Source organism: Litorisediminicola beolgyonensis (assembly GCF_042679605.1).
Lineage (GTDB): Bacteria > Pseudomonadota > Alphaproteobacteria > Rhodobacterales > Rhodobacteraceae > Litorisediminicola > Litorisediminicola beolgyonensis.
Window position 1 is genome coordinate 58865 of the sequence record NZ_JBHTMU010000012.1, and the last position, 23102, is coordinate 81966.

General features: G+C 67.5%; 23 protein-coding genes. 11 read left to right on the forward strand and 12 right to left on the reverse strand.

Translation table 11 applies throughout. From position 1 onward, the window contains the following. Positions 1–4 precede the first annotated feature (4 nt). The gene (locus ACFQ4E_RS08740; RefSeq protein ID WP_386802627.1) at positions 5–1156 is read left to right on the forward strand and encodes an RsmB/NOP family class I SAM-dependent RNA methyltransferase; all 1152 of its coding nucleotides are present in this window, start codon (positions 5–7) and stop codon (positions 1154–1156) included. Between the two features lie 118 nt (positions 1157–1274). Next, the gene (locus tag ACFQ4E_RS08745) at positions 1275–3536 is read left to right on the forward strand and encodes an ATP-binding protein (protein WP_386802715.1); all 2262 of its coding nucleotides are present in this window, start codon (positions 1275–1277) and stop codon (positions 3534–3536) included. A gap of 21 nt (positions 3537–3557) precedes the next feature. On the opposite strand, the gene ACFQ4E_RS08750 is transcribed toward ACFQ4E_RS08745, so the two are convergent. Genes ACFQ4E_RS08750 through ACFQ4E_RS08775 form a run of 6 tightly spaced genes read right to left on the reverse strand, consistent with a single transcriptional unit; the run spans position 3558 to position 8253 of the window. Next, complete coding sequence (locus ACFQ4E_RS08750) at positions 3558–4745, reverse strand: molybdopterin molybdotransferase MoeA (RefSeq protein ID WP_386802629.1); 1188 nt, start codon at positions 4743–4745, stop codon at positions 3558–3560. Beyond that, positions 4742–5218: a cyclic pyranopterin monophosphate synthase MoaC gene (moaC, locus tag ACFQ4E_RS08755; protein ID WP_386802631.1), complete on the reverse strand. Its 477-nt coding sequence runs from the start codon at positions 5216–5218 to the stop codon at positions 4742–4744. The genes ACFQ4E_RS08750 and moaC overlap by 4 nt, the downstream gene beginning before the upstream one ends. Further along, entirely contained in the window at positions 5218–6018 is an 801-nt protein-coding gene (gene trpC, locus ACFQ4E_RS08760) for an indole-3-glycerol phosphate synthase TrpC (RefSeq protein ID WP_386802633.1), read from the reverse strand. Before trpC ends, moaC begins: the two co-directional genes overlap by 1 nt. Beyond that, positions 6015–6662, reverse strand: a complete 648-nt coding sequence (locus ACFQ4E_RS08765; protein WP_386802635.1) for a uracil-DNA glycosylase — start codon at positions 6660–6662, stop codon at positions 6015–6017. Before ACFQ4E_RS08765 ends, trpC begins: the two co-directional genes overlap by 4 nt. After that, positions 6659–7675 (reverse strand): anthranilate phosphoribosyltransferase, encoded by a 1017-nt coding sequence (gene trpD, locus ACFQ4E_RS08770; protein ID WP_386802637.1) that lies wholly within the window; start codon positions 7673–7675, stop codon positions 6659–6661. The genes ACFQ4E_RS08765 and trpD overlap by 4 nt, the downstream gene beginning before the upstream one ends. Further along, positions 7672–8253 (reverse strand): anthranilate synthase component II, encoded by a 582-nt coding sequence (locus ACFQ4E_RS08775; RefSeq protein WP_386802639.1) that lies wholly within the window; start codon positions 8251–8253, stop codon positions 7672–7674. The genes trpD and ACFQ4E_RS08775 overlap by 4 nt, the downstream gene beginning before the upstream one ends. Positions 8254–8426: 173 nt before the next feature. Here ACFQ4E_RS08775 and ACFQ4E_RS08780 point away from each other — a divergent pair, with 173 nt between their 5' ends. Further along, positions 8427–10373, forward strand: a complete 1947-nt coding sequence (locus tag ACFQ4E_RS08780) for a divergent polysaccharide deacetylase family protein (RefSeq protein WP_386802641.1) — start codon at positions 8427–8429, stop codon at positions 10371–10373. Here the strand turns inward: ACFQ4E_RS08780 and ACFQ4E_RS08785 are convergent. From ACFQ4E_RS08785 to ACFQ4E_RS08795, 3 genes are all read right to left on the reverse strand, one after another. Beyond that, a complete protein-coding gene (locus ACFQ4E_RS08785; RefSeq protein WP_386802644.1) occupies positions 10370–11029 on the reverse strand; it encodes a DUF1638 domain-containing protein in 660 nt (219 codons plus the stop codon). The two genes, ACFQ4E_RS08780 and ACFQ4E_RS08785, sit on opposite strands and share 4 nt — an antisense overlap. Next, positions 11010–11186: a hypothetical protein gene (locus ACFQ4E_RS08790; protein ID WP_386802646.1), complete on the reverse strand. Its 177-nt coding sequence runs from the start codon at positions 11184–11186 to the stop codon at positions 11010–11012. The genes ACFQ4E_RS08785 and ACFQ4E_RS08790 overlap by 20 nt, the downstream gene beginning before the upstream one ends. 86 nt (positions 11187–11272) lie before the next feature. After that, entirely contained in the window at positions 11273–11977 is a 705-nt protein-coding gene (locus ACFQ4E_RS08795; protein WP_386802648.1) for a corrinoid protein, read from the reverse strand. Positions 11978–12158: 181 nt separating this feature from the next. On the opposite strand from ACFQ4E_RS08795, the gene ACFQ4E_RS08800 reads away from it, so the two are divergent. Further along, the gene (locus ACFQ4E_RS08800; RefSeq protein WP_386802650.1) at positions 12159–13244 is read left to right on the forward strand and encodes a PA0069 family radical SAM protein; all 1086 of its coding nucleotides are present in this window, start codon (positions 12159–12161) and stop codon (positions 13242–13244) included. A 46-nt stretch (positions 13245–13290) separates the two neighbouring features. On the opposite strand, the gene bmt is transcribed toward ACFQ4E_RS08800, so the two are convergent. Beyond that, positions 13291–14304, reverse strand: coding sequence for a betaine--homocysteine S-methyltransferase (gene bmt / locus ACFQ4E_RS08805; RefSeq protein WP_386802652.1), 1014 nt, complete (start codon positions 14302–14304; stop codon positions 13291–13293). Positions 14305–14459: 155 nt separating this feature from the next. After that, positions 14460–14771, reverse strand: coding sequence for a DUF1476 domain-containing protein (locus ACFQ4E_RS08810; RefSeq protein WP_386802654.1), 312 nt, complete (start codon positions 14769–14771; stop codon positions 14460–14462). 154 nt (positions 14772–14925) lie between these two features. Between ACFQ4E_RS08810 and purC the strand changes: the two genes are divergently transcribed. The 7 genes from purC to ACFQ4E_RS08845 all read left to right on the forward strand — a co-directional run bounded on the left by purC (position 14926) and on the right by ACFQ4E_RS08845 (position 22066). Next, the gene (purC, locus tag ACFQ4E_RS08815; protein WP_386802656.1) at positions 14926–15687 is read left to right on the forward strand and encodes a phosphoribosylaminoimidazolesuccinocarboxamide synthase; all 762 of its coding nucleotides are present in this window, start codon (positions 14926–14928) and stop codon (positions 15685–15687) included. 82 nt (positions 15688–15769) lie between these two features. Beyond that, positions 15770–16000, forward strand: coding sequence for a phosphoribosylformylglycinamidine synthase subunit PurS (gene purS / locus ACFQ4E_RS08820; RefSeq protein ID WP_386802658.1), 231 nt, complete (start codon positions 15770–15772; stop codon positions 15998–16000). Next, complete coding sequence (gene purQ / locus ACFQ4E_RS08825) at positions 16000–16668, forward strand: phosphoribosylformylglycinamidine synthase subunit PurQ (RefSeq protein WP_386802661.1); 669 nt, start codon at positions 16000–16002, stop codon at positions 16666–16668. Before purS ends, purQ begins: the two co-directional genes overlap by 1 nt. 37 nt (positions 16669–16705) lie before the next feature. Beyond that, positions 16706–18466, forward strand: coding sequence for a sensor histidine kinase (locus tag ACFQ4E_RS08830; protein ID WP_386802663.1), 1761 nt, complete (start codon positions 16706–16708; stop codon positions 18464–18466). 6 nt (positions 18467–18472) lie between these two features. Beyond that, positions 18473–19807 (forward strand): sigma-54-dependent transcriptional regulator, encoded by a 1335-nt coding sequence (locus ACFQ4E_RS08835; RefSeq protein ID WP_386802665.1) that lies wholly within the window; start codon positions 18473–18475, stop codon positions 19805–19807. 64 nt (positions 19808–19871) lie between these two features. Next, entirely contained in the window at positions 19872–21047 is a 1176-nt protein-coding gene (locus ACFQ4E_RS08840) for a trans-sulfuration enzyme family protein (RefSeq protein ID WP_386802667.1), read from the forward strand. After that, positions 21047–22066, forward strand: a complete 1020-nt coding sequence (locus ACFQ4E_RS08845) for an ATP-binding protein (protein WP_386802669.1) — start codon at positions 21047–21049, stop codon at positions 22064–22066. The genes ACFQ4E_RS08840 and ACFQ4E_RS08845 overlap by 1 nt, the downstream gene beginning before the upstream one ends. Positions 22067–22159: 93 nt before the next feature. Here ACFQ4E_RS08845 and trhA read toward each other — a convergent pair whose 3' ends face one another. Beyond that, positions 22160–22843, reverse strand: coding sequence for a PAQR family membrane homeostasis protein TrhA (trhA, locus tag ACFQ4E_RS08850; RefSeq protein WP_386802671.1), 684 nt, complete (start codon positions 22841–22843; stop codon positions 22160–22162). Positions 22844–23102: the final 259 nt, after the last annotated feature.

Genomic DNA, 23102 nt, shown 5'->3' on the forward strand with positions numbered 1-23102 from the left:
GCCGGTGACCCCGGCTGCGCGCGTTCAGGCCGCGATCGAATGCCTCGACCGGATCGCCTCGGGCGCGGCGGCGGAGCAGGTCCTGACGGATTGGGGGCGGCGATCGCGCTATGCGGGGTCGAAGGACCGCGCCGCCGTGCGCGATCACGTCTTCGACGCGCTCCGGCAATGGCGCTCTTCCGCCGTGCTCGGCGGCTCCGAAAGCGGGCGCGGGCGCATGATCGGCCTTCTCAGGGCGTCTGGCATCGACCCCGAGACCCTCTTCACCGGAGAGCGCTTCGCGCCGGAGCCTCTGAGCGACGCCGAGCGTGCCGCAGGCGCCGCGCCCGAAGGCGCAGCCGCCTGGGATCTGCCCGACTGGCTGGCCCGCCGATTTACCGATGACCTGGGCGACGAGGCCGAGACCGCGGCCCAGGCCCTGCGCCACCGCGCCCCGGTCACCCTGCGCGTGAACCGTCTCAAGACCACGCTCGAGGCCGCCCGCGCCGATCTCTCCGCGGAGGGCATCGAGACCGAGCCGAACCCCCGAGCGCCTCTGGCGCTGACCGTCACCAGCAATCCACGCCGCGTGGCGCAGAGCGCCGCCTATCAGGACGGCCGTGTCGAGCTGCAGGACGCCTCGAGCCAGGCCATTGTCGCAGCGCTGCCGCTCAAGCCCGGCGCGCGCGTTCTGGATTATTGTGCCGGGGGCGGCGGCAAGGCCTTGGCCATGGCAGCGGAAACCGGCGGCCGGATCGACTGCCACGACGCCGCGCCGCGCCGCATGGCCGATCTGCCCGCGCGCGCGGCCCGCGCCGGTGCGGATCTGCGGATCGTGCCTGCCCCCGAGGGTACCTATGACCTCGTTCTCTGCGATGCGCCCTGTTCGGGCAGCGGGACGTGGCGCCGCGCGCCCGAAGCGAAATGGCGTCTGTCTCCGGGCGATCTGGACGACCTCCTGACCGTTCAGGCCGAGATCCTCGATCGGGCCGCGACGCTCGTCGGGCCCGGAGGCGCGCTGGCCTATGCCACATGCTCGATCCTGTCCGCGGAAAACTCCAGTCAGATCAAAAGCTTTCTCGACCGCAATCCGAAGTGGGAGCGGGGAGACGAACTACGGTTTCTTCCAGATCACGCCGGGGATGGATTCTACCTATGCGTGTTATTCTGTCGTTGACGAGACTTGGAATCAACTTTTACGAGTCTCTTCGAGGGACATTAAACCACTATTAAGACCGCTATGGCGAAGTGTCTCCCGTGTCGCGATGAACGAGGGAGCAGAATCGCACATGACCATGACCGAAAAGTTCGGGGCGCGCGTCGCGAGCCCGTCGAGAAGCGCGCTTGCGCTCACCGGACTTGTGTGTGGCGTCGGCGGCGCCGGTGCCTTGCTGGTGTTTCTCGGCGGCGCGCATCTCGCCGCCGCCATGGTCTCTGCGGCCACGGTCTTGTTGGTGATCTGGGCGCTTGGTCGGGTGTTTCTCAGGCGCGACCAGCGTCTCGGCATGGACCTCGCCGCAAGCCTCATCGCCGAGGACAGCACGGCCGCCCTGATTTGCGACGAGGCCGGAACGGTCCTCGACACCAATGCGCAGGCCCGGCGGGATTACGATATCGAAGAAGGCGGAAGCCTGCCCATTCTTCTCCGCCCTTATCTGGCGGCTCCCGGACAGGTTCTGCACCGGGTCGAACAGGGCCTCCGGACCGCCTCGAGCACCAGCGCCGAGGTCGAGCTGCGCGACGGCCCCTTGCGCATCTCGCTCCAAAGACTGCCTGCTGGGCTGCGCCTGTGGCGGTTCGCGCGGGTCGATGCCGCCGCGGCCTCGCAGGATGCCCTGCCGACAATCACCCTGGGTCGCAACGATGTCGTTCTGTCGATGAACGCGGCCGCGCGTGACCTCATCGGGCGTCGGTTGCGCGCGCTGTCCGACCTTATTCCCAAGGGACCGGTCCTGTCCGGCAAGGCGCAGCAGGTCCTGACGCGCAACGGTGTCGAAAGTTTCGTGATCGGCATTTTCGAGACCGGTCCCGGTCGCCGGGAAATGACGCTGCTTCCGGCATCGCCGGACCAGGGTGAGTCGGAATTCGACACGCTTCCGATCGCGCTCCTGCGCCTGAACCCTGACGGCGCAATCCTCCGCGCCAACCGCGAAGCGCAGACGCTTCTCGCCGCCTCCGAGATCGCGGGCGCACCGCTGTCGCAGTTCATGGAAGGTCTGGGTCGCTCCATCCCGGATTGGCTGGCCGAGGCCGCCGCCGGTCGTGCCCTGAACCATTCCGAGTTCCTGCGGCTGACACGCGACGACCGGGAAGTCTTCGTTCAGGTCACCCTCAGCCGAATCTTCGAGCAGGGCGAGACCGTCCTGATCGCGGTGCTGAACGACGCGACCGAGTTGAAATCGCTTGAGGCGCAGTTCGTCCAGAGCCAGAAAATGCAGGCAATCGGCCAGCTTGCCGGCGGGGTGGCCCATGATTTCAACAATCTTCTGACGGCGATCTCGGGTCATTGCGACCTGCTTCTCCTGCGCCACGACAGCGGCGATCCGGATTTCGGGGATCTGGTCCAGATCAACCAGAACGCCAATCGCGCCGCGGCGCTGGTCGGACAACTTCTGGCATTCTCCCGCAAGCAGACCCTTCGGCCCGAAGTGCTCGACCTGCGTGACACGCTCTCGGACCTGGCGCATCTGCTCAACCGTCTGGTCGGAGAGCGGGTCCGGCTGGAACTGACCCATGATCCGGCGCTTCCGAACATACGCGGGGACCGTCGGCAACTCGAGCAGGTCTTGATGAACCTCGTGGTGAACGCCCGCGATGCGATGACCGATGGCGGTGTCATCGCGGTCGAGACGGATCGCGTCGTGCTGACAGAACCCTTGAAACGCGACCGTGCGGTCGTCGCGCCCGGTTCCTATGTGCGCGTGCGCGTCACCGACCACGGCGTCGGCATCCCACGAGACAAGCTCCAGAAAGTATTCGAGCCGTTTTTCACCACCAAGCGCCAAGGCGAAGGGACCGGCCTCGGACTCTCCACAGTTTACGGCATTATCAAGCAGACGGGCGGGTTCATTTTCGTCGATAGCGAGGTCGGTAAAGGCACCTGTTTCCAACTCCTTATCCCCGTCTACGAAGGGCAGATCGATGCCGCGCCCAAACCAGAGCTCGAAGCTCCGAGACCGATCCAGGCATCCGGAGACGGCGTGATCATGCTGGTCGAGGACGAGGCGCCGGTCCGGGCTTTCGCGTCACGTGCACTGAAGCTCCGCGGCTATACCGTGATCGAAGCGGACTGCGCCGAAGCCGCGCTCGCGATCCTCGAGGATGCAGGGGTTGAGGTCGATCTCTTTGTTTCGGACGTCATCATGCCGGGGCTAGACGGTCCGAGCTGGGTGCGCAAAGCCCGCGAGCAGCGACCGGATATCGGCGTGGTTTTCGTTTCGGGTTACGCCGAAGACGCGCTCGATAACGCAGCGCACCAGATGCCGAACGCGTCGTTCTTGGCAAAACCGTTTTCTCTGAACGACCTGACCGACACTGTGGCCGCGCGATTGTCGTGATGGAACCGAAGGTAAGTGTCTTCACCCGAGCGAGGGGATGCGGCGCAACGGAAGGTAGGAGACAAGCTCACCCGCAGCCCGAGGACCGTCATTCGGCGGGCGCACGACAAGCGCATCGCTGCCGGACAGGACAGTCAGAAGCGAGCTGTCCTGTCGGTCCTCGATTTCGAGACCCGCGTCTTTCCAGCGGGCGCGCATGTAGTGCTCACGCGGTCCGTTGGGCCCAACCGGCTTAGACAACGGCGCTGCCGAAAGCGGCGTTGGTTCCGCGGGAAGTCCCTGCATCGCGTTCAGCACCGGGCAGACGAAGACATGTCCGCAGACCATGGCTGAAACCGGGTTCCCGGGCAGGCCGATCATCATCGCGCCGCCGAGGCGCCCCGCCATCAGCGGTTTTCCCGGTCGCATCGCCACCTTGTAGAAGCTGCGCTCCAACCCAAGTTCGCCTGCGACCTTGGCGACGAGATCGTGATCACCGACGGACGCGCCGCCGATCGTGACGACCAGATTGGCATCGTCGACCAAGCCGATCACCTCGCGCAGCGCCGTCACACTGTCGCGCGCGATGGGGAGTACCCGGCATTCCGCACCGGCGCGCGTGAAAAGCGCGCTCAACCCGAAGATATTCGATGCCACGATTTGATCGGATGCAGGGGCCTCTCCCGGCATCACCAATTCGTCGCCGGTCGAGATCAGGGCGACGCGCGGTCGCCGCGATACCGAAACGCGATCCGCATTGAGAGCCGCCAGCAGAGCGATATCCTCGGGCCAGAGCCGCCGCGGCGCGTCGAGTTGGAACCCCGCGCGGAAATCGGCACCGGCGGGTCGGATATGAGTCGCCGTCTCTGGGTCCGACGAGATGCGGATACGATCGCCGTCGCGCTCGGTGTCCTCCTGGATGATCACGCGCGTGGCGCCACCTGGCACGGGAGCCCCGGTGAAGATGCGCACGGCCTGTCCGGGCCCGACCTGACCGTCAAAGCGATGCCCTGCGGCGCTTTCTCCGATCACCTCGAGCGTCTCGCCCGGGGCGCAGGACGCGACCGCGTAGCCATCCATGGCAGACGCCGCGAAGGGCGGCTGGTCGCGCTTTGCGGTGACCGGTTCGACCAAGACCCGGCCATCGGCATCGGTCAGGGCGACGACCTCCTTCGGCAGAGGCGTCACCAGCGAGAAGAGCGCGTCGAGCGCGTCCTCGACCGAGATCATGGCGCCTCGTACCGGCCGGATTTGCCGCCGTCTTTCAGCACCACCCGCAACCCGCCGATCTCCATCGCGCGATCGACAGCCTTGGCCATGTCGTAGACCGTAAGCGCCGCGGTCGAGGCGGCGGTCAGCGCCTCCATCTCGACGCCGGTCTGACCGGTCGTCTTGACGGTCGCGGTGATGCGCAGACCCGGCAGGTCGGCATCGGGCTCGAGCTCGACCGCGACCTTGGTGACGGGCAGAGGGTGACAGAGCGGGATCAACTCGGGCGTCTTCTTGGCGCCCATGATGCCCGCGAGACGCGCGACGCCGATCACGTCGCCTTTCTTGGCGCGACCTTCGGTGATCAGCGCGAAGGTCTCGGCCGCCATCTTGACCCAGGCCTCGGCCACGGCAACGCGGGCCGTTGACGGCTTGTCGGAGACATCGACCATATGGGCATCGCCCTTGGCGTCGAAATGCGTCAGCTCCGCCATCAGGCCACCGGATCCGCGAGCAGCTGCGCCGTTGCGGCTTCGACATTGTCCTGCCGCATCAGGCTTTCGCCGATGAGGAAACTGCGCGCCCCGAACCTGGCCATCTCGGCGAGATCGGCGGGCGTCGACAAGCCGCTTTCAGAGACCAGAAGGATGTCCTCGGGGAGACCTTCGGCAAGCTCCTTCGTCACATCAAGAGAGGTCTCGAAGGTTTTGAGATTGCGATTGTTCACGCCGATCATCCTGGATTTCAAGGTGAGCGCGCGATCCAGCTCCTCGCGGTCATGGACCTCGACCAGAACGTCCATGCCCCACTCGGTCGCGCAGGCTTCGAGCTCGGCGGCCTGTTCGTCGGACAGGGTCGCCATGATCAGCAGGATGCAGTCGGCATGCAGCGAGCGCGCCTCGATCACCTGGTAGGGATCGTACATGAAATCCTTGCGCAGCGCGGGAAGGCGCGTCGCCTTCCTGGCCTGCGTCAGATAGGGCTTCGCGCCCTTGAAGCTCGGCATGTCGGTCAGGACGGAAAGGCAGGTCGCGCCGCCGCGCTCATAGGCAGCGGCGAGCGTGGCGGGGTCAAAATCTATTCGGATCAAACCCTTGGAAGGCGACGCTTTCTTGACCTCGGCGATCAGGCCGTAGCCGGTGGACTGGGCGCGGCGCAGGGCCTCCGCGAAGGGACGTACGGGGTCGGCGTTCTTCGCGGCCTCTTCGATCAGGCTCAGCGGCATCGTCGCCTTGTCCGAGGCGATCTCGGTCAGCTTGTAGGCCTTGATCCTGTCCAGAATGGTGTCGGTCATGCGCGTCCCCAATCTATCTCCGTCTCGCCCCTTGCCTTAAGCCATGCATTGATCTGCGAAAAGGGGCGCGAGCCGAAAAAGCCCCGCCGGGCCGAGAGTGGCGAGGGGTGCGCTGAGCCCAGGACGAGGTGGTCGTCGCCGCCAATGGCGTCCGAAAATCCCTGCGCATGCCCGCCCCAGAGCACGAAGGCGCGCGGGCGATTCGATAGCGCGCCGAGCACCTGTCGCGTCAGCTCCGACCATCCCAAGCGCGCATGCGCGCCGGCCTCTCCCGCGGGCACGGTGAGCGCGGTGTTGAGGAGGAGCACGCCCTGATCGGCCCAGCCGAGGAGCGATCCGGTTTCACGCATCACGGAAAGGTCGTCCGACAACTCCATGTAGATATTGCGAAGAGAGCGGGGCAGGGGCGTTCCATCCGTGACCGAAAAGGCAAGCCCGTGGGCATGGCCCGGCGTCGGATAGGGATCCTGGCCCAGGATCACGACGCGGACATCCTCGGGAGCCGCGGCCTCGAGCGCTGCAAAGATCTGCGGCTCCGGAGGCAGGATTTGGCGCGGATCTGCGGCGAGCGCCGCCGAGATGCCCGGCAGCCGGTCTGTGAAGAACGGAAGATGCGCCCAGGCGGCCGGCGGGGTCAGGCTCATCCCTGGGTCAGGCGGGCCAGCGTCTCGATCCGGGCTAGGGCCGCGCCGCTGTCGATGCTCTCGCGCGCGAGACCGGCGCCTTCGCGGAGATCGCTGGCGCGTCCGGCGACGACCAGCGCGGCGGCGGCGTTCAGCAGGACCGCGTCGCGATATGCGCCCTCGGTCCCGGCCAGGAGCGCACGGAAGGCGCGGCCGTTCTCTTCGGGCGTGCCGCCGAGAATGGCCTCGAACGGATGGACGGGCAGACCGGCCTCTTCGGGATGAACCTCGTGCTCGGTGACCGAGCCGTCCTCGTTCAGCGCGGCGACCCAGCTGACCCCGCTGATGCTCAACTCGTCGGTGCCGTCCGAGCCGTGCACCAGCCAGGCGCGCTCCGAGCCGAGCGCGGCGAGGGTCTCGGCCATCGGCCGGATCAGCGCGCGGCTGAAAGCGCCGGTCAGCTGGCGCTTGACGCCTGCGGGATTCGTGAGCGGCCCCAGGATGTTGAAGATCGTTCTTGTGCCAAGCTCCAGCCGCACCGGGCCGACATGGGCCATGGCGGGATGGTGCATGGGCGCCATCATGAAGCAGATACCGGCCTCGGCAAGCACCTCGGAGACGCGCTTGGCCTCGAGCATGACGTTCACGCCCATCTGGCCCAGAGCATCCGCCGCGCCGGATTTCGACGACAGGTTGCGGTTGCCGTGCTTGGCGACCGGGACGCCCGCGCCCGCGACCACGAAGGCCGTCGCGGTCGAGATGTTGAGCGTGCCCTTGCCGTCGCCGCCGGTGCCGACGATGTCCATCGCGCCCACGGGCGCCACGACCTTGTGGCACTTGGCGCGCATCACCGAAGCGGCTGCGGCGTATTCGTCGACCGACTCACCGCGCGTCCGGAGGGCCATCAGAAGTCCGCCGATCTGCGCGGGCGTCGCGTCGCCCTCGAAGAGGACGGTGAAGGCGGCTTCGGCCTCGTCGCGGGTGAGCGGGCGCTCTGCGGCGGCCCCGATCAGCGGTTTCAGGCGGTCGCTCATGCCGGGACCTTCATCACGTCGAGGAAATTCTGCAGCATCTGGTGACCATGCTCCGAGGCGATGCTCTCGGGATGGAACTGGACGCCGTGGATCGGAAGGGTCTTGTGGCTGAGCCCCATGATCGTGCCGTCCTCGAGCCAGCCCGTGACCTCGAGGCACTCGGGCAGCGTGGCGCGTTCGACGACAAGGCTGTGGTAGCGCGTCGCCGCGAAGGGCGAGGGCAGGCCCTTGAAGACGCCGCCGCCCGCGTGATGCATCTTGCCCATCTTGCCGTGCACGATCTCGTCATGGCGCCGGACCGTGCCGCCGAAGGCCTGGCCGATGGTCTGGTGCCCAAGGCAGACACCCATGAGCGGCGTGCGTGTCTCGGCGGCGGCGGCCGTGAGCGCGAGGCAGATGCCGGCGTGGTCGGGGTCCGAGGGGCCTGGCGAGAGCAGGATGCCCTCAGGCTTCAGCGCCATCGCCTCCTGCACGTTCAACGCGTCGTTGCGGGCGACTTTCACCTCGGCGCCGAGCTCGCCCAGGTAATGCACGAGATTGTAGGTGAAGCTGTCGTAATTATCGATGAGAAGCAGCATGGGTCTTTTCGATCAGGCGCGCGTCGAAGCGCGGAACTCGGGGCTGGTCGCAGAGCGGCGGTTCGCGGTATAGATGGGCCGAGCGGCAATGCGGCGTCAAGGGCGCCCGCGCCGCGAAGCGGTCCGCGAGAGACCGGCTGAGGACGACACGGGCAGCAAGAGGGTCTGGCGACATGGCACGGGGATTTCTGGCGGGCGCCGCAACGGGCCTGGTGGTGTCGGTGATCGCGGCGTCGGGACTGTCCGTGGCGCTCGGGCGGATCGAGCAGGCGATGCCGCGCCTGCCGGGGGCCTCCGGAGGCACAGCCGCCGTCGCGCCGTCGCCTGAGCCGTCCAAGGCTCCCGATATGTCGTCCGGCGAGGCATCCGCGCCGCGCGAGACCGAGACGGCGGAGGCGCCCGAGACGCTGATCGAGCCGCCCGCAACCGAGACCAATTCGCAGCCTGTGCCGGTCGCGCCGGTGTCCGAGCCGGACGAGGGCGAGCCGGAGACCGCCGAGGCCACGCAGGAGCCGGGGCGCTCTGAGCCGACCGAAACCCAGGCTCCCGCGTCCGCTGCGCCATCCGGGGAGGACACGGGTGACGTCCCGCAGGACGCGCCGACGCCCGAGACGGCCGAGATCCCTGAGCCGCCCGCGCCTGCGCGCCGTCCCGGGGATGAAGCGCAGGTCGCACGGGTCGGCAATCCCGACCTGTCCCAGCCCACCGCCGAGGGCATCGAAGGCGCACCCGCGATCGCCGCACCTGCCGCGCGTCCCGAGGTCGAGATCGCCACGGACCCGCTTGCGGCCCCCGAAACCGGTGACGCCCCATCCGCACCCTCGCTCGGCACCGATGCGCCGATGCTGGCGACCGGCGGGCCGGAGCGCCCCACGGTTCCCGTGCCAACGGGCGATCCCTCGATCTCGACCGATCCCGCGCAGCCGCCTCTGCCCGCCATGCCCGAGGCCGAGAGCGGTCTCGTGGCGGATGCGGGCGCAGGCTCCGAAGAGGCTGCGCCGACCGAGGATGCGAATTCTTCCAGCGAGCCCGACGCGCAGACCGAGACCCAGGAACCAGAGATCTCCGCGCCGGTTGCCGAGACGCCCGGTATCCCCGACGCGTCCGAGCCCGACACCGCAGTGGACACAACCGAGCCAGTGACCCCAGCGGAACCGGCGCGTGAGCCGGAGATGGCGGAGACAGACACGCTCGCCCCCGCACCGGCCGAGACCGAGGCAGAACCGCCGGTCATCGCCGCCTTGCCCGAGCCTGACCCCGAGCCCGAGACGCCCGCGACCTCCGGGCCCGGGATCGGGCGTCCCGCGGGCTCTCTTCTCAACCGCGAAAGCGCGGTGCCAACGCGCCGCCTGCCGACCGTCGCGGACACGCAGCCCGAGGCCGAACCGGACCCAGGCGCGCCCGAGCAAACCACCGACAAGGGCCCGTCGCCCGAGGATCTGCCGCCGCTCCTGCGCTACGCCGCAGAGGCGCCCGCGCCGGAAGGCGACCAGCCGCGTCTGTCGGTCGTTCTGATCGACGACGGCTCGGGGCCGCTGGGGCCGAGCGCCATCGACCAGATGCCGTTCCCGGTCAGCTTCGCCATCGATCCCGCCGCGCCCGACGCCACCGAGCGGATGCGCGGCTACCGGGCCAAGGGCTTCGAGGTTCTGGCGCTCGCCGCCGTGCCCGAAGGCGCGAGCGCGCAGGACGCGGCCACCGTGCTCGAGGCCTCGGTCGCCATCTTGCCCGAAAGCGTCGCGATCCTCGAAAGCCCACAATCAAGCCTGCAATCGAACCGCGCCGTGACCGAGCAGGTGGCGGGTCTCCTGGCGTCCGAGGGCAGGGGGCTCGTGCTCCTTCCGGGCGGTCTCAACACCGCCGAGGCGCTAGCCCGCCGCGAAGGCGTCGCCGCCGAGACCGTGTTCCGGGATTTCGACGGCGACGGTCAGGATGCGCGGGTGCAGCGCCGGTTTCTCGACCAGGCCGCCTTCCGGGCGCGGCAGGAGGGCGCGGTGGTGATGATGGGACGGCTCCGGGCCGACACGCTCTCGGCGCTGGTGCTCTGGGGCTTGCAAGACCGCGCCAGCCAAGTGGCGCTGGTGCCGGTCTCGACCATCCTTCAGGACATCGGGCGCTAGGTCCGCGCGCGCGCCTCGGCGCTCCAACGCGCCAGCGTGGTCTCAAGATCGCCGTATCCGGTGAGGCGTCTCTCGAAGGCAAGCCCGAGCCTCTCGGCATGGCTCTCCGCCAGCGCGGTCAGCGCCGGATCGTCGGTCTGGGCCTGGTAGACCAGCGTCCGGTAATGGCCGAAATAGGCGTCGCGCAGCTCGGGATGGCGGTCGAGCCCCAGCGGCTTCCAGACGAAGGCGTCGAACTGCCGCACGAGGAAATCGGTGAGGTAGAAGGCGTCGATCTCGTCGCGGGCGGCGAAGGCGTCGAGGCCCTCGTAGAACGCGTAGCAATGCGGCCCCTCGACCATCTCGAGCCCGAGCCGGTCGCAGGCCGCCTGCAGCGCGCCGCCGGTGCCGCAATCGGCATAGACGACGCGGATGGCGTCATAGCCCCGTCCGTGCTTCGCCAGAGCCTCTTCCAGCGCGGGCACGATCCGGTCTGGCCGGTTGTGGAGGATGGCGGGGAGACAGGCGAGATCGAGGTGATCCCAGCCGTTCAGACGTGTCAGATCGAGGATTTCGCGGGCCAGCGCACCGCAGGCGATCAGAAGGACGCGGCCCGCTCCACGCGGGGCCAGGCCGTCATCCCTGAGCGTCGCATCGTCAGGACTGGTGGCTGTCATCGAAGGGCACATGCCCCAGCGCCCAGCGGGCGAAAGCGGCGAGCACCATCATCAGCGGAAGCACTGTCCAGAGCCCCCACGCGTTCAGCGCGACGACCGTCAGGCCGGCAGCGCCGATCACGGCGAGGACGAGAAGTGCAAAAGACGTAACTGGCATTCAGTTTCCCCCTTCCCCGATCAATATGGGGCAGGAGGGCCGAAAGAAAAAGGGGTTTCGCCGGTTCCGTGAGGAATAGAACCAGCTCACCCTGCGGCAAGCTGGTTATGGCGGCGGGCCATCATCTCTTTCGCGGTCTCGACGGCGACGGCGGCGTCGCGGCAATAGGCATCCGCTCCGATGGCCTTGCCAAATTCCTCGTTCAGGGGCGCCCCGCCCACCAGCACGATGTAATCGTCGCGGAGACCCTTTTCGGTCAGCGTGTCGATCACCGTCTTCATGTAGGGCATGGTGGTGGTCAGAAGCGCCGACATCCCGAGGATCTCGGGTTTCTCGCGCTCGAGCGCCTCGAGGTAATCCTCGACCGAGTTGTTGATTCCCAGATCGACGACCTCGAACCCGGCGCCTTCCATCATCATCGAGACGAGGTTCTTGCCGATGTCGTGGATGTCGCCCTTGACCGTGCCGACGACCATCTTGCCGACGCGCTTGGCGCCGGTCTCGGCGAGGAGCGGCTTCAGGATCGCCATCCCGGCCTTCATAGCGTTCGCCGCTAGGAGAACCTCGGGCACGAAGAGGATGCCGTCGCGGAAGTCGCGTCCGACAATGGTCATGCCGCCGACCAACGCCTCGGTCAGGACCCGGTAGGGCTCCCATCCGCGCTCGAGAAGGATGTTCACACCCTCCTCGATCTCCTCCTTGAGACCGTCATAGAGGTCGTCATGCATCTGGGGCACGAGTTCCTCGTCCGGAAGGTCCGCGAGGATCAGATCGTCGTCTTCATCCGACATGGCATAGGTCCTTGTTGCTTGGCGGGCGCGAAGCCTTCGAAGCGGTTTGATTACAGCTATGTGGCCTTTCCGGGCCGATCAATTGGCGGTTTGCGACAAGGTTCAGTTCAGCGCCGACCTGTCGAGACCCGAACACGCAAGTGCGCTTGCGCATGTTCTTGTTCCGTTCTAGTTTCGCGGCATGGCGCGTCACCAGAACCCTGTCCCCCGGGACGCCCGCAAGGGCCGCGGCGCGGCAAGCCGCGATGCGGGCCGGTTCGAGAGCCACAGCCGCGAACTTGCGCATGACGGCTGGGACATCCCGGAAGAGGTCCGGCAGGAGCGCACCGAGGTCCGCGCCGAGAGGGCGCGCTCGATCCTGACCTGGCAAAGCTCGCCCGACATTCCCTTCGACCGCTCGATCAATCCCTATCGCGGCTGCGAGCACGGGTGCATCTACTGCTTCGCGCGTCCGGGGCATGCCTATCTGGGGCTGTCGCCGGGGCTCGATTTCGAGACGCGGCTGACCGCAAAGCCCAACGCGGCAGAGATCCTGGCGCGCGAGCTGTCGAAGCGCGGATACGTCCCGAAGCCCATCGCCATCGGCACCAATACCGATCCCTACCAGCCGGTCGAGCGCGACTGGCGCGTCATGCGCGGCGTGCTCGAGGTGCTGCGCGAGTTTCGTCATCCGGTGGGCATCGTCACCAAGGGCGCGATGGTCGAGCGCGATCTCGACATTCTCGCGCCGATGGCGGCGGAGGGGCTGGTGCGCGTCGGCATCTCGGTGACGACGCTCGATCCGGTGCTCTCGCGCCGGATGGAGCCGCGCGTGCCGGGACCGGCGCGCAGGCTCGCGGCGATCCGGGCGCTGACGGGCGCCGGGGTGCCGGTGCGGGTCATGGTCTCGCCGGTCGTGCCCGGTCTCACCGATCCCGAGATCGAGGCGATCCTCGCCGCCGGGGCAGAGGCGGGGGCGGATGCGGCGAACTGGATCATGCTGCGGCTGCCGCGCGAGGTCTCGCCGCTCTGGCAGGACTGGCTCGAGACGCATTACCCCGACCGCGCGGCCAAGGTGATGGCACGGCTGCGCGAGATGCATGGCGGCAAGGAGTACGACGCCACCTGGTTCCGCCGGATGCGCGGCGAGGGGCCGCATGCCCAGATCATCGCTCATCGGTTTGCCCTTGCCGCAAGACGCCTCGGTCTCGATCGCCCGACCGCACCATTGCGGACGGACCTGTTTCGCGTGCCGCCGAAGCGGGGCGATCAGCTGTCGCTGTTCTGATCCTCTCGGCGGCAGAATTTTAATTAAAATTCTGCCAGCGCTCCGCTCAGCCGCGGCGCCTGCGGCGCGGGGCGCGCTTCGGAGCCTCGTCCTCGCCGGTGCCGTCGCTTTCGGACGAGAACGGCCCGACGATGTCGACGATCTGGTCGAGCGTCGGACGCGGGCCCCGCTCGCGGGTCTCGAGCGCCGCGCGCATCGCCACGAGATGCTCGGGCATCGTGCCGCAGCAGCCGCCGATGATCGTCGCGCCCGCATCGCGGGCAAGCACGGCGTATTCGGCCATGAGCTCGGGCGTGCCGTCGTAATGGATATGGCCGTCGTGATATTTGGGGATACCGGCATTGCCCTTGGCGATGATGGGCCGCTCGGTGCCCTGCGCGGCGAAGCCCAGGACGGTGCGCAGAAGGTCCGACGCGCCGGTGCCGCAATTGGCGCCGAAGGCCAGCGGCGGGTTCGGAAGGCCATCGGCCAGCTGCGCGAGATCGGAGGAGGTCACGCCCATCATTGTGCGCCCGGCGGTGTCGAAGCTCATGGTGCCGCACCAGGGCATGCCCGCCAGCGCGAAGCCTTCCGCGGCGGCGCGGTATTCCTCGGGGGCGGAGATGGTCTCGAGCCAGAGCACATCGGCGCCGCCTTCCTTGAGACCCTCGGCCTGTTCGTGGAACATCTCGACCGCCAGCGCGTGGCTCAGCGTGCCCACGGGCTCCATGATCTCGCCGGTGGGGCCGACCGAGCCGCCGACGATCACCGGACGACCGGCGGCATCGGCGATCTCGCGGCCCAGCTCCGCCGAGAGACGGCTGAGTTCGCGGGCGCGATGCGCCGCGTCGTGCAGCTTCAGCCGCGAGGCATTGGCGCCGAAGGAATTGGTGAGGAAGATGTCCGAGCCCGCCTCGACGGCGCCGCGATAGAGCGCGCGGATCTTGTCGGGCTCGTCCTCGTTCCAGAACTCCGGCGCATCGCCCGAGCTCAGGCCCATGTTGAAGAGATTGGTGCCGGTCGCGCCGTCGGCGAGCAGCCAGTCCCGCGTCGAGAGAAGCTTGGTAAGCGCGTCGGTCATGAAAGGCCTCCTGGGATCGCGGATACGCGGGTCGCGCCCCTCCTGTCACAGGGCACGGGATGAGGCAAATTCATAATGCTCAAGATCATCTTGAGGGCGGTTTGCACAGCCCCCAAGCCGGTATGGCGCCGCGGCGGGCTCGCGGGACCTCCGATTTACTCAGAAGCGAGCTGCTTCTGCGCCTCGATCAGGCACTCGGCCATCTTGGCGCGGATCTCGGCATCGGTCGCCTTGTCGCCGAGATCGCCCGCGAGCTTGCGCACGACATCCTCGTGACCGGCCTCTTCGAAATCCGATTTCACCACCTCGGCGGCATAGGCGTCGGCCTCGGCGCCGCTCTTGCCCAGAAGCTCCGCTGCCCAGAGACCGACGAGCTTGTTGCGCCGCGCCTCGGCGCGGAAGGTCGTCTCTGCATCATGGGCAAACTTGTTCTCGTAACCGCGCTCACGATCATCGAAAGTGCTCATGCCTCGTGTCTCCCTTTGCCTACACCTCTCCAAGTAACGCCCTTGTCCGGGTGGGTGCAAGCACCGCGCTTGCGGGGGCGGGACGCTTGGACTATGAGGGCGCAAAACGGGCCGCGCCCCGCGCGCCCGCCGTTTTCCGTCGGGAAAGGCTTCCATGGCACGACGCAAGAAGATTTACGAGGGCAAGGCCAAGATTCTCTATGAAGGCCCCGAGCCCGGAACGATCGTTCAGTACTTCAAGGACGATGCCACGGCATTCAACGCCCAGAAAAAGGACGTGATCGACGGCAAGGGGGTCCTGAACAACCGCCTGTCCGAGTTCTTCATGACCGGGCTGAACAATATCGGCGTGCCGACGCATTTCATCCGACGCCTGAACATGCGCGAACAGCTGGTGCGCTCCTGCGAGATCATCCCGCTCGAGGTGATCATCCGCAATTTCGCCGCAGGCTCGCTCGCGACGCGTCTCGGGATCGAGGAGGGCACGCCGCTGCCGCGCCCGATCGTCGAATATTGCTACAAGGACGACAAGCTCGGCGACCCGCTCGTCACCGAGGAGCATATCGCCGCCTTCGGCTGGGCCAGCCAGCAGGACATGGACGACATCCTGAGCCTCGCGCTGCGGGTCAACGACTACCTGTCGGGCCTGATGTACGGCGTCGGCATCAAGCTCGTCGATTTCAAGATCGAGATCGGCCGCGTCTATGACGGCGATTTCCAGCGCCTCGTGGTGGCCGACGAGATCTCGCCCGACAGCTGCCGGCTCTGGGACATCGAGACCGGGCAGAAGCTCGACAAGGACGTGTTCCGCCGCGACCTGGGCTCGTTGACCGACGCCTATACCGAGGTCGCCCGGCGGCTCGGGCTGATGCCGAAAAGCGCGCAGCCCATCACCAAGCCGACCCTGATCAACTGACGGCGCGGGCGGCAGGCGTCGTGTTGCGTATTTGGAAAAAGAAGAAGCAGGCAGGTCGGTGCCTGGCAGACGGAGAGACGCGATGAAGGCACGGGTGCATGTCATGCTGAAAGAGGGTGTCCTCGATCCGCAGGGCGAGGCGGTGCGTCACGCGCTGGGAAGCCTCGGCTTCGAGGGCGTGAACGGTGTGCGGCAGGGCAAGGTGATCGAGCTCGATCTGGCCGAGGGCACGTCGGAGGCGCGGATCGCGGAGATGTGCGAGAAGCTGCTCGCCAATACCGTGATCGAGAGCTACCGGATCGAGACGCTCTGATGCGCGCCGCGGTCCTCGTCTTTCCCGGCTCCAACTGCGACCGCGATCTCTTCCGCGCCTTCGAGGCGGCGGGGCTCGAGACGCGCTTCGTCTGGCACAAGGAGACCGCGCTGCCCGAAGGCACCGACCTCGTCGGTGTGCCGGGCGGGTTTTCCTATGGCGATTACCTGCGCTGCGGCGCGATCGCCGCGAACTCGCCGATCAACCGTGCGGTCAAGGATCACGCGGAGCGGGGCGGCTACGTTTTCGGGCCGTGCAACGGCTTCCAGATCCTCTGCGAGATGGGCCTCCTGCCGGGCGCGCTTCTGCGCAATGCGGGGCTGAAATACATCTGCCGCACCGTGCCGCTCAGCGTCGCCACGACCGAGAGCGTCTTCACCCGCGGCTATGGCGCGGGCGAGGAGATCGCGATCCCCATCGCCCATCACGACGGCAACTACTACGCCGATACCGCGACGCTCGACCGGCTCGAGGGCGAGGACCGGGTGGCGTTCCGCTATGCCGAGAACCCCAACGGCTCGCAGCGCGACATCGCGGGCATCCTGTCGGAGAACCGGCGCGTGCTCGGCATGATGCCGCATCCCGAGCGGGCGGCGGATGCCGGCCATGGCGGCACCGATGGTCAGCGCCTTTTCGCTCATCTCGCCGAGCCGATGGTCGGCGCCTGACTTGTTGCCCGGACGGGCGGCGCGTATCGTCTGACCCATGTCGGATTACTCCAAGGACAGCGCGCAGACCGGTCGCGTCCCGATCAGCTGGCGGCTGCGCGCCGCGCTGATTGCGCTGCTCGTCCTGGCGGTCGCGACGGTCTACGTGACCAACCGGCTTCTGACCGACCGTTTCACCGAGACGACGCGCAACCGCGCCGAGCTGCGCCTGGCGCTCTATTCCGGCAACCTCCTGTCCGAGCTGCGCCGAAACGCCATCGTGCCGCAGCTTCTGGCCCGCGACCCGGCGCTTATCGGGGCGCTGAACGGGTCGGATTACAGCCAGTCCTCGCAACGGCTGATCTCCTTCGTCGACGAGATCGGCGCCGCGTCGCTGATGCTTCTCGACCGGGACGGGCGCGCGGTCGCGGCCACCGACCGCAACCGGCTGGGCGAGGCGCATCGCAACGCGCCGTTCTTCGTCGATGCGCTGCGCTCCTCGGCCACGGTCTTCACGTCGGTCCAGCGCGAAAGCGGCGGGTTCCATTTCTCCTATTCGCGCCGGATCGAGGACCAGGGCACCGCGATCGGCGTGATCGTGGTCGAGGTCGACCTCGCCAAGTTCGAACGCGCCTGGGCGGGCATCTCCGACGCGGTCCTCGTCACCAATTCCGAGGGGCGGATCATCCTCGCGACCGAGCCGCGCTGGCGCGGGTTGACGGTCGAGGACGCGCTGCGCCGCGAGCCTGCCGACAGCGCCATCGCCCGGGCCATCCAGGCCACCGCGGATTGGACCGCGGTTCCGGCCGACGCCTATCTCGGCGGCGAGGCGGTGATGCGGATCGAGGGGCGGATCCCGTTCCGCGGATGGTCGATGACCAGCTTCACCACCTATGCCAGCGTGCGTGAGCGGGTGAATGGCGTTTTGTCCCTTGAGATCATGGGCTTCGCGCTCGTCGCGGCCCTTCTTTTCTACGGTCTCAGCCGAAAGACCGCCCTTCGGATGGCGTTCTTCCAGCGCGAGAGCGTGGCGCTTCGGGCGCTGAACCAGCGCCTCCAGCGCGAGATTGCCGAGCGGGAGCGGGTGCAGGAGAACCTCGCCGTGGCCGAGCAGACGCTGGCGCAGAGCTCGAAGCTTGCCGCGCTTGGCGAGATGTCGGCGGCGGTCAGCCACGAGCTGAACCAGCCGCTCGCCGCGATGAAGACCTATCTGGCGGGCGCGCGGCTGCTTTTGCGGCGCAACCGCCCTGAAGAGGCGCTGAGCGCGTTTCACCGGATTGACGACCTGATCGAGCGGATGGGGGCCATCACCCGCCAGCTCAAGAGCTACGCCCGGAAGGGCCAGGAAGAGCTTCAGCCCGTCGACATGGCCGAGGCCTTGGGCGGCGCCCTGTCGATGATGGAGCCGCAGCTCAAGAGCCGGAAGGTGCGGATTAGCCGCATCCTGCCCGAGCACCCCGTGACCGTGCTCGCCGACCGGGTGCGGATCGAACAGGTTCTCGTCAACCTCTTGCGCAACGCGCTCGACGCCACCAAGTCGGTGCGCAATCCCGAGATCGAGATCCTGCTGGCCTCCGGCGAGACCGCGACGCTCTCGGTTCGCGACAACGGCACGGGCATCGAGGACCTCGATGCGCTGTTCGAGCCGTTCTACACCACCAAGCAGCCCGGCGACGGTGTCGGGCTGGGGCTCGCGATCTCGTCGGGGATCGTGTCCGATCTCGGAGGCCGCCTGACCGCACGGAACGCCGAGGGCGGCGGCGCGGTTTTCGAGATGCAGCTGCCCATTCACGCAACAAAGACCCAAGCGGCGGAGTAACACGCTATGGCCAAGGCCATGAAAATCGCCATCGTCGACGACGAGAAGGACATGCGCCAGTCGATCAGCCAATGGCTGGCTCTGTCGGGCTATGACACCGAAACCTTTGCCTCCGCCGAAGAGGCGCTCGGCCAGATCGGGCCGGATTATCCCGGCGTGGTCATCTCGGACATCAAGATGCCCGGCATGGACGGGATCCAGTTCCTTAAGAAGCTAATGAGCGCGGACAGCTCGCTGCCGGTGATCATGATCACCGGTCATGGCGACGTGCCGATGGCGGTCGAGGCGATGCGGATCGGGGCCTTCGACTTTCTCGAGAAGCCCTTCAACCCGGACCGGATGTCGGAGCTGGCCAAGAAGGCCACCAACAACCGTCGGCTGACGCTCGACAATCGCCAGCTTCGGCGCGAGCTGTCCGATGGCGGCGAAATCATGAAGAAGCTGATCGGCAATTCGCCCGCGATGGAGCGTCTCCGCGAGGACGTGCTCGATCTGGGTCAGGCCGACAATCACGTCCTGATCGACGGCGAGACCGGCACCGGCAAGACGCTGATCGCGCATGCGCTGCACGCGGTCGGCAGCCGGGCGGGCAAGCGCTTCGTGCTCCTGCCTTGCGCCGCGATGGATGAGGATGCGCTGAAAAAGCGGCTCTTCGGGCCGATGGACGCCGATGACACGCGGCTTCCGGCGATGGAGGAAGCGCGGGGCGGGACGCTGGTCCTGGAAGACATCGAGAGCCTGTCGGACGCTGCCCAGGCGCGGCTTCTGTCGGTGATCAACGACCAGGGCACACCGCCCGAGACCCGGATCGTGGCGATCTGCAATCTCCAGGACGAGGGCAAGACCTGCGAGACGGCGCTGCGCTCGGATCTCTTCTACCGGCTGGCCTCGCTCAGGATCACCGTGCCGCCGCTCCGCCAGCGCGGCGAGGACATCCTGACGCTCTTCACCCGCCTGTCCGAGCAATATGCCGAGGAATACGGCTGCGACGCGCCGGAGCTGTCCGCACAGGAGGCCGCGCAGCTCGTGCAGGCGCCCTGGCCGGGCAATGTCCGCCAGCTCATCAATCTCGCCGAACGCGCGGTGCTGCAGTCGCGGCGCGGGTCGGGCACGATCTCGTCGCTTTTGATGAACGATCACGAGGACATGCAGCCGGTGATGACGACCGAGGGCAAGCCGCTCAAGGAATATGTGGAAGCCTTCGAACGCATGCTGATCGACAACACCATGCGGCGTCACAAGGGCGCGATCTCGGCGGTGATGGACGAGCTCTGCCTGCCACGCCGGACGCTGAACGAGAAGATGGCGAAATACGGTCTCCAGCGCGCCGACTACCTCTGAGCGCGCCCTCTTGCCGGGGCCGGGGCCTTGTGGCACGGCTGGCCCCGGAACAGAGGAACCGTCCATGATCAAGCCGACCCTGATGCGCCCCGCGGGGCCCGCGCGCACCGCGTCCCGACCCGTCGTGACCCCGATCCAGCCTTCGGTGGTCTATGCCTCCGAAAGCCCCGACGCGCTTGATGCGCAATACGAGGGGCGGGCGCTGGGCTACACCTATGCCCGCGAGGGCCACCCGAACGCCGACGCTCTGGCGATCCGTCTCGACGCGCTGGAAGGCATCGAAGACGGCGTCGTCACCGGATCGGGCATGTCGGCGGTGGCGGCGGTTCTCCTCGGGCTTCTGAAGAGCGGCGATCACGTCGTCGGCGGCGATCAACTTTATGGCCGGTCGCTTCGGATGATGGCCGAGGACCTGCCGCGCCTCGGCATCGACACGACGCTGGCCGATCCGACCCGCGTCGACGCGATCGAGGCGGCGCTGCGGCCCGAAACCAAGCTCGTGCTGATCGAGGTGGTCTCGAACCCGACGCTCCGCATCGCCGATCTCGAAGGGATCGCGGCGCTCTGCCGCGACCGGGGGATCCTCCTGGCCGTCGACAACACCTTCACCACGCCCGCCGCGATCCGGCCCGCAGCGCATGGTGCCGATATCGTCATCCAGTCGGTGACGAAGCTGCTTGCGGGGCATTCCGACGTCACGCTCGGCTGGGTCGCGGCGCGCGATCCCGAGCTTGCGGCGCGGCTGCGGGTCTTCGCGGTGACCACGGGCCTCACGCCCAGCCCCTTCGATTGCTGGCTCGCGGAGCGCGGGCTTCTGACCTTCGATCTGCGCTTCGCCCGCGCGCAGGAGACGGCGCACCGGCTGGCCGATCACCTGGCCGCGCATCCCGGCGTGACCCGCGCGCTCTATCCCTCGCGCCCCGATCATCCGGACGCGGCGCGGGCCCAGGGGCTCTTGCGCGGTCAGGGCGGGCACATGGTCACCTTCGAGATCCCCGGTGGACGCGCCGCGGCCAATGCCTTTACCCGTGGCGCCGAGGCGCTTGCCTTCGCGCCGACGCTCGGCGATGTGGGCACCACGATTTCGCACCCGGCATCCTCGTCGCATCGCGCGCTGACGCCGGAGCGGCGCGCCGCGCTCGGGATCACCGAGGGCACGTTCCGGGTCTCCGTCGGGCTCGAGGACGCGGACGCGCTGATCGCCGCGTTCGATGCCGGGCTCGCCGCCGCCGAGGTCTGATGGAGCCGCGCGACTTCCTCGACGCGCTGCCGATCCCGGCGGTGTTCATCCAGCGCAACGAGCGGATCGGCGCGACCAACCGCGCCGCCCGCGCGCTTCTGGGCGAGGGGATCGACGGGCGGCATTTCATCACCGCGCTGCGCCAGCCGATGCTGCTCGATGCGATCGAGGCGACGATGCGCGACGCCAAGCCGCGCACCGCGCGCTATCTCGGCAATGACGGACGCCAGGACACGGCCTTCGACGTCACGCTGCGCGCCGTGGGCCTCGAGGGCGTTCTGGTGGCCTTCCAGGATGTCACCTCGGTCGAGCAGGCGGTGCAGATGCGCCGCGATTTCGTCGCCAATGTCAGCCACGAGCTGAAGACGCCGCTGACCTCGGTCCTGGGGTTCATCGAGACGCTCAAAGGCCCCGCGCGCGACGATGCCGGGGCGCGCGACCGGTTCCTGACCATCATGGAGGCCGAGGCAGGCCGGATGAACCGTCTGGTCTCGGATCTCCTGTCGCTGAGCCGCGTCGAGGCGGAAGAGCGCATGCGCCCGACCGATCGGCTCGATCTCGGCGAAAAGGTCCGCTCGGTGCTTGGGGGCTTGCAGCCGCTGGCCGAGGCTGCCGCTGTCACGCTGGCGCGGGATCTGCCCGAGGCTCCGGTCGAGATTCGCGGAGATACGGACCAGTTGCGGCAGGTTCTGGTGAACCTCGTCGAAAACGGCATCAAATATGCCGGGCGCGGGGCGACCGTCACCGTCGCGATCGAGCCGCCCGCCCACCGCGCGCGTCTGCGCGCCGAAGGCGTCCTCCTGAGCGTCGCGGATACCGGTCCCGGGATCGACCCGCGTCATCTGCCGCGCCTGACCGAGCGGTTCTACCGCGTCGATACCCATCGCTCGCGCGAGCAGGGCGGCACCGGGCTCGGGCTGGCCATCGTCAAGCATATCGTGAACCGCCATCGCGGGCGGATGCGGATCGTGTCCGAGCCGGGGCAGGGCACGCGCTTCGAGATTCTTCTCCCGGTCTGACCGGCGCCTTGAGTTGCGCTTCGGATCAAGCGGTTGGCGAAAATCGTAGGGCTTGAGGGCAGTGCGCGCGCCTGACGCAGCGCGCACTCCAGATCAGTAAACCGCGAGCGTCGCGATCGTGCCGAGGATGATGGCGACGAAGAAGCAGGTCGCGGCGGCGAGGACGAAAAGGTGCCAGATCGCGCGTGAGAAGGGCATCGTGTCGCGGACATAAACCAGGACGCCCGCGGTGTAGAGCAGGCCGCCCGATGCCATCCAGAGGAACATCCGCGCCGGGACCTCTCCGATCAGTTCCGCCGTCGGGATCGCGGCAGACCAGGCGAGGACGAGGTAGAGATAGGGGTCGTATTTTCCCGGCTCGCTCCAGAAGACGATCTTCTTTACCGCGCCGTAAAGCGACAGGCCCCAGATGATCACCAGCCCGCCCCAGGCCATCGAGCTGCCCGACATCACCATGAAGGGCGTCGCGGTGCCCGCGATCTTGATGTAGATCGCGCCGTGATCGAGCCGCCGGAGGACCGCGCGGTGCGAGATGAAGGGGCCGCTATTATAGACCGCCGAAGCCAGGAAACTGGCCAGAACGCAGAAGGCGTAGAGACAGAGCGCGGCCTGTCCGGGCAGTCCGATCTCGGGCACGACGGCGAAGACGAGGACAAAACCGCCGGCCAAGGCCGCGATGACGCCCGCGACATTGACGGCCGCGTCGGCCAGCCATTGCGAGCGGGGAAGGTCCATCAGGACCATCGAGCGATCGCGATATCCGTCGGTTTCCATCATGGTCTCATCCTCACACGAGAAAGCGGCGCTATTGCGGTCAGACCCTGCCGTTCTCGTGTTACAAAATCATGTAGGCTGCGGACGCCGAGGGGCCAGCATCTGGGCGCGGCCTTGTGAATAAGCTTGTGGAAAAGCTTACACCCTCCAGCGTCATAAAACTGTTACGCAACTGTCACAAAAGCATTGCGCGTGACGCCTATGCCGCAGACAGCACCGGCGGACTCACCGCCGGTCGTCACAAGACTGCCTGACAAGGAGC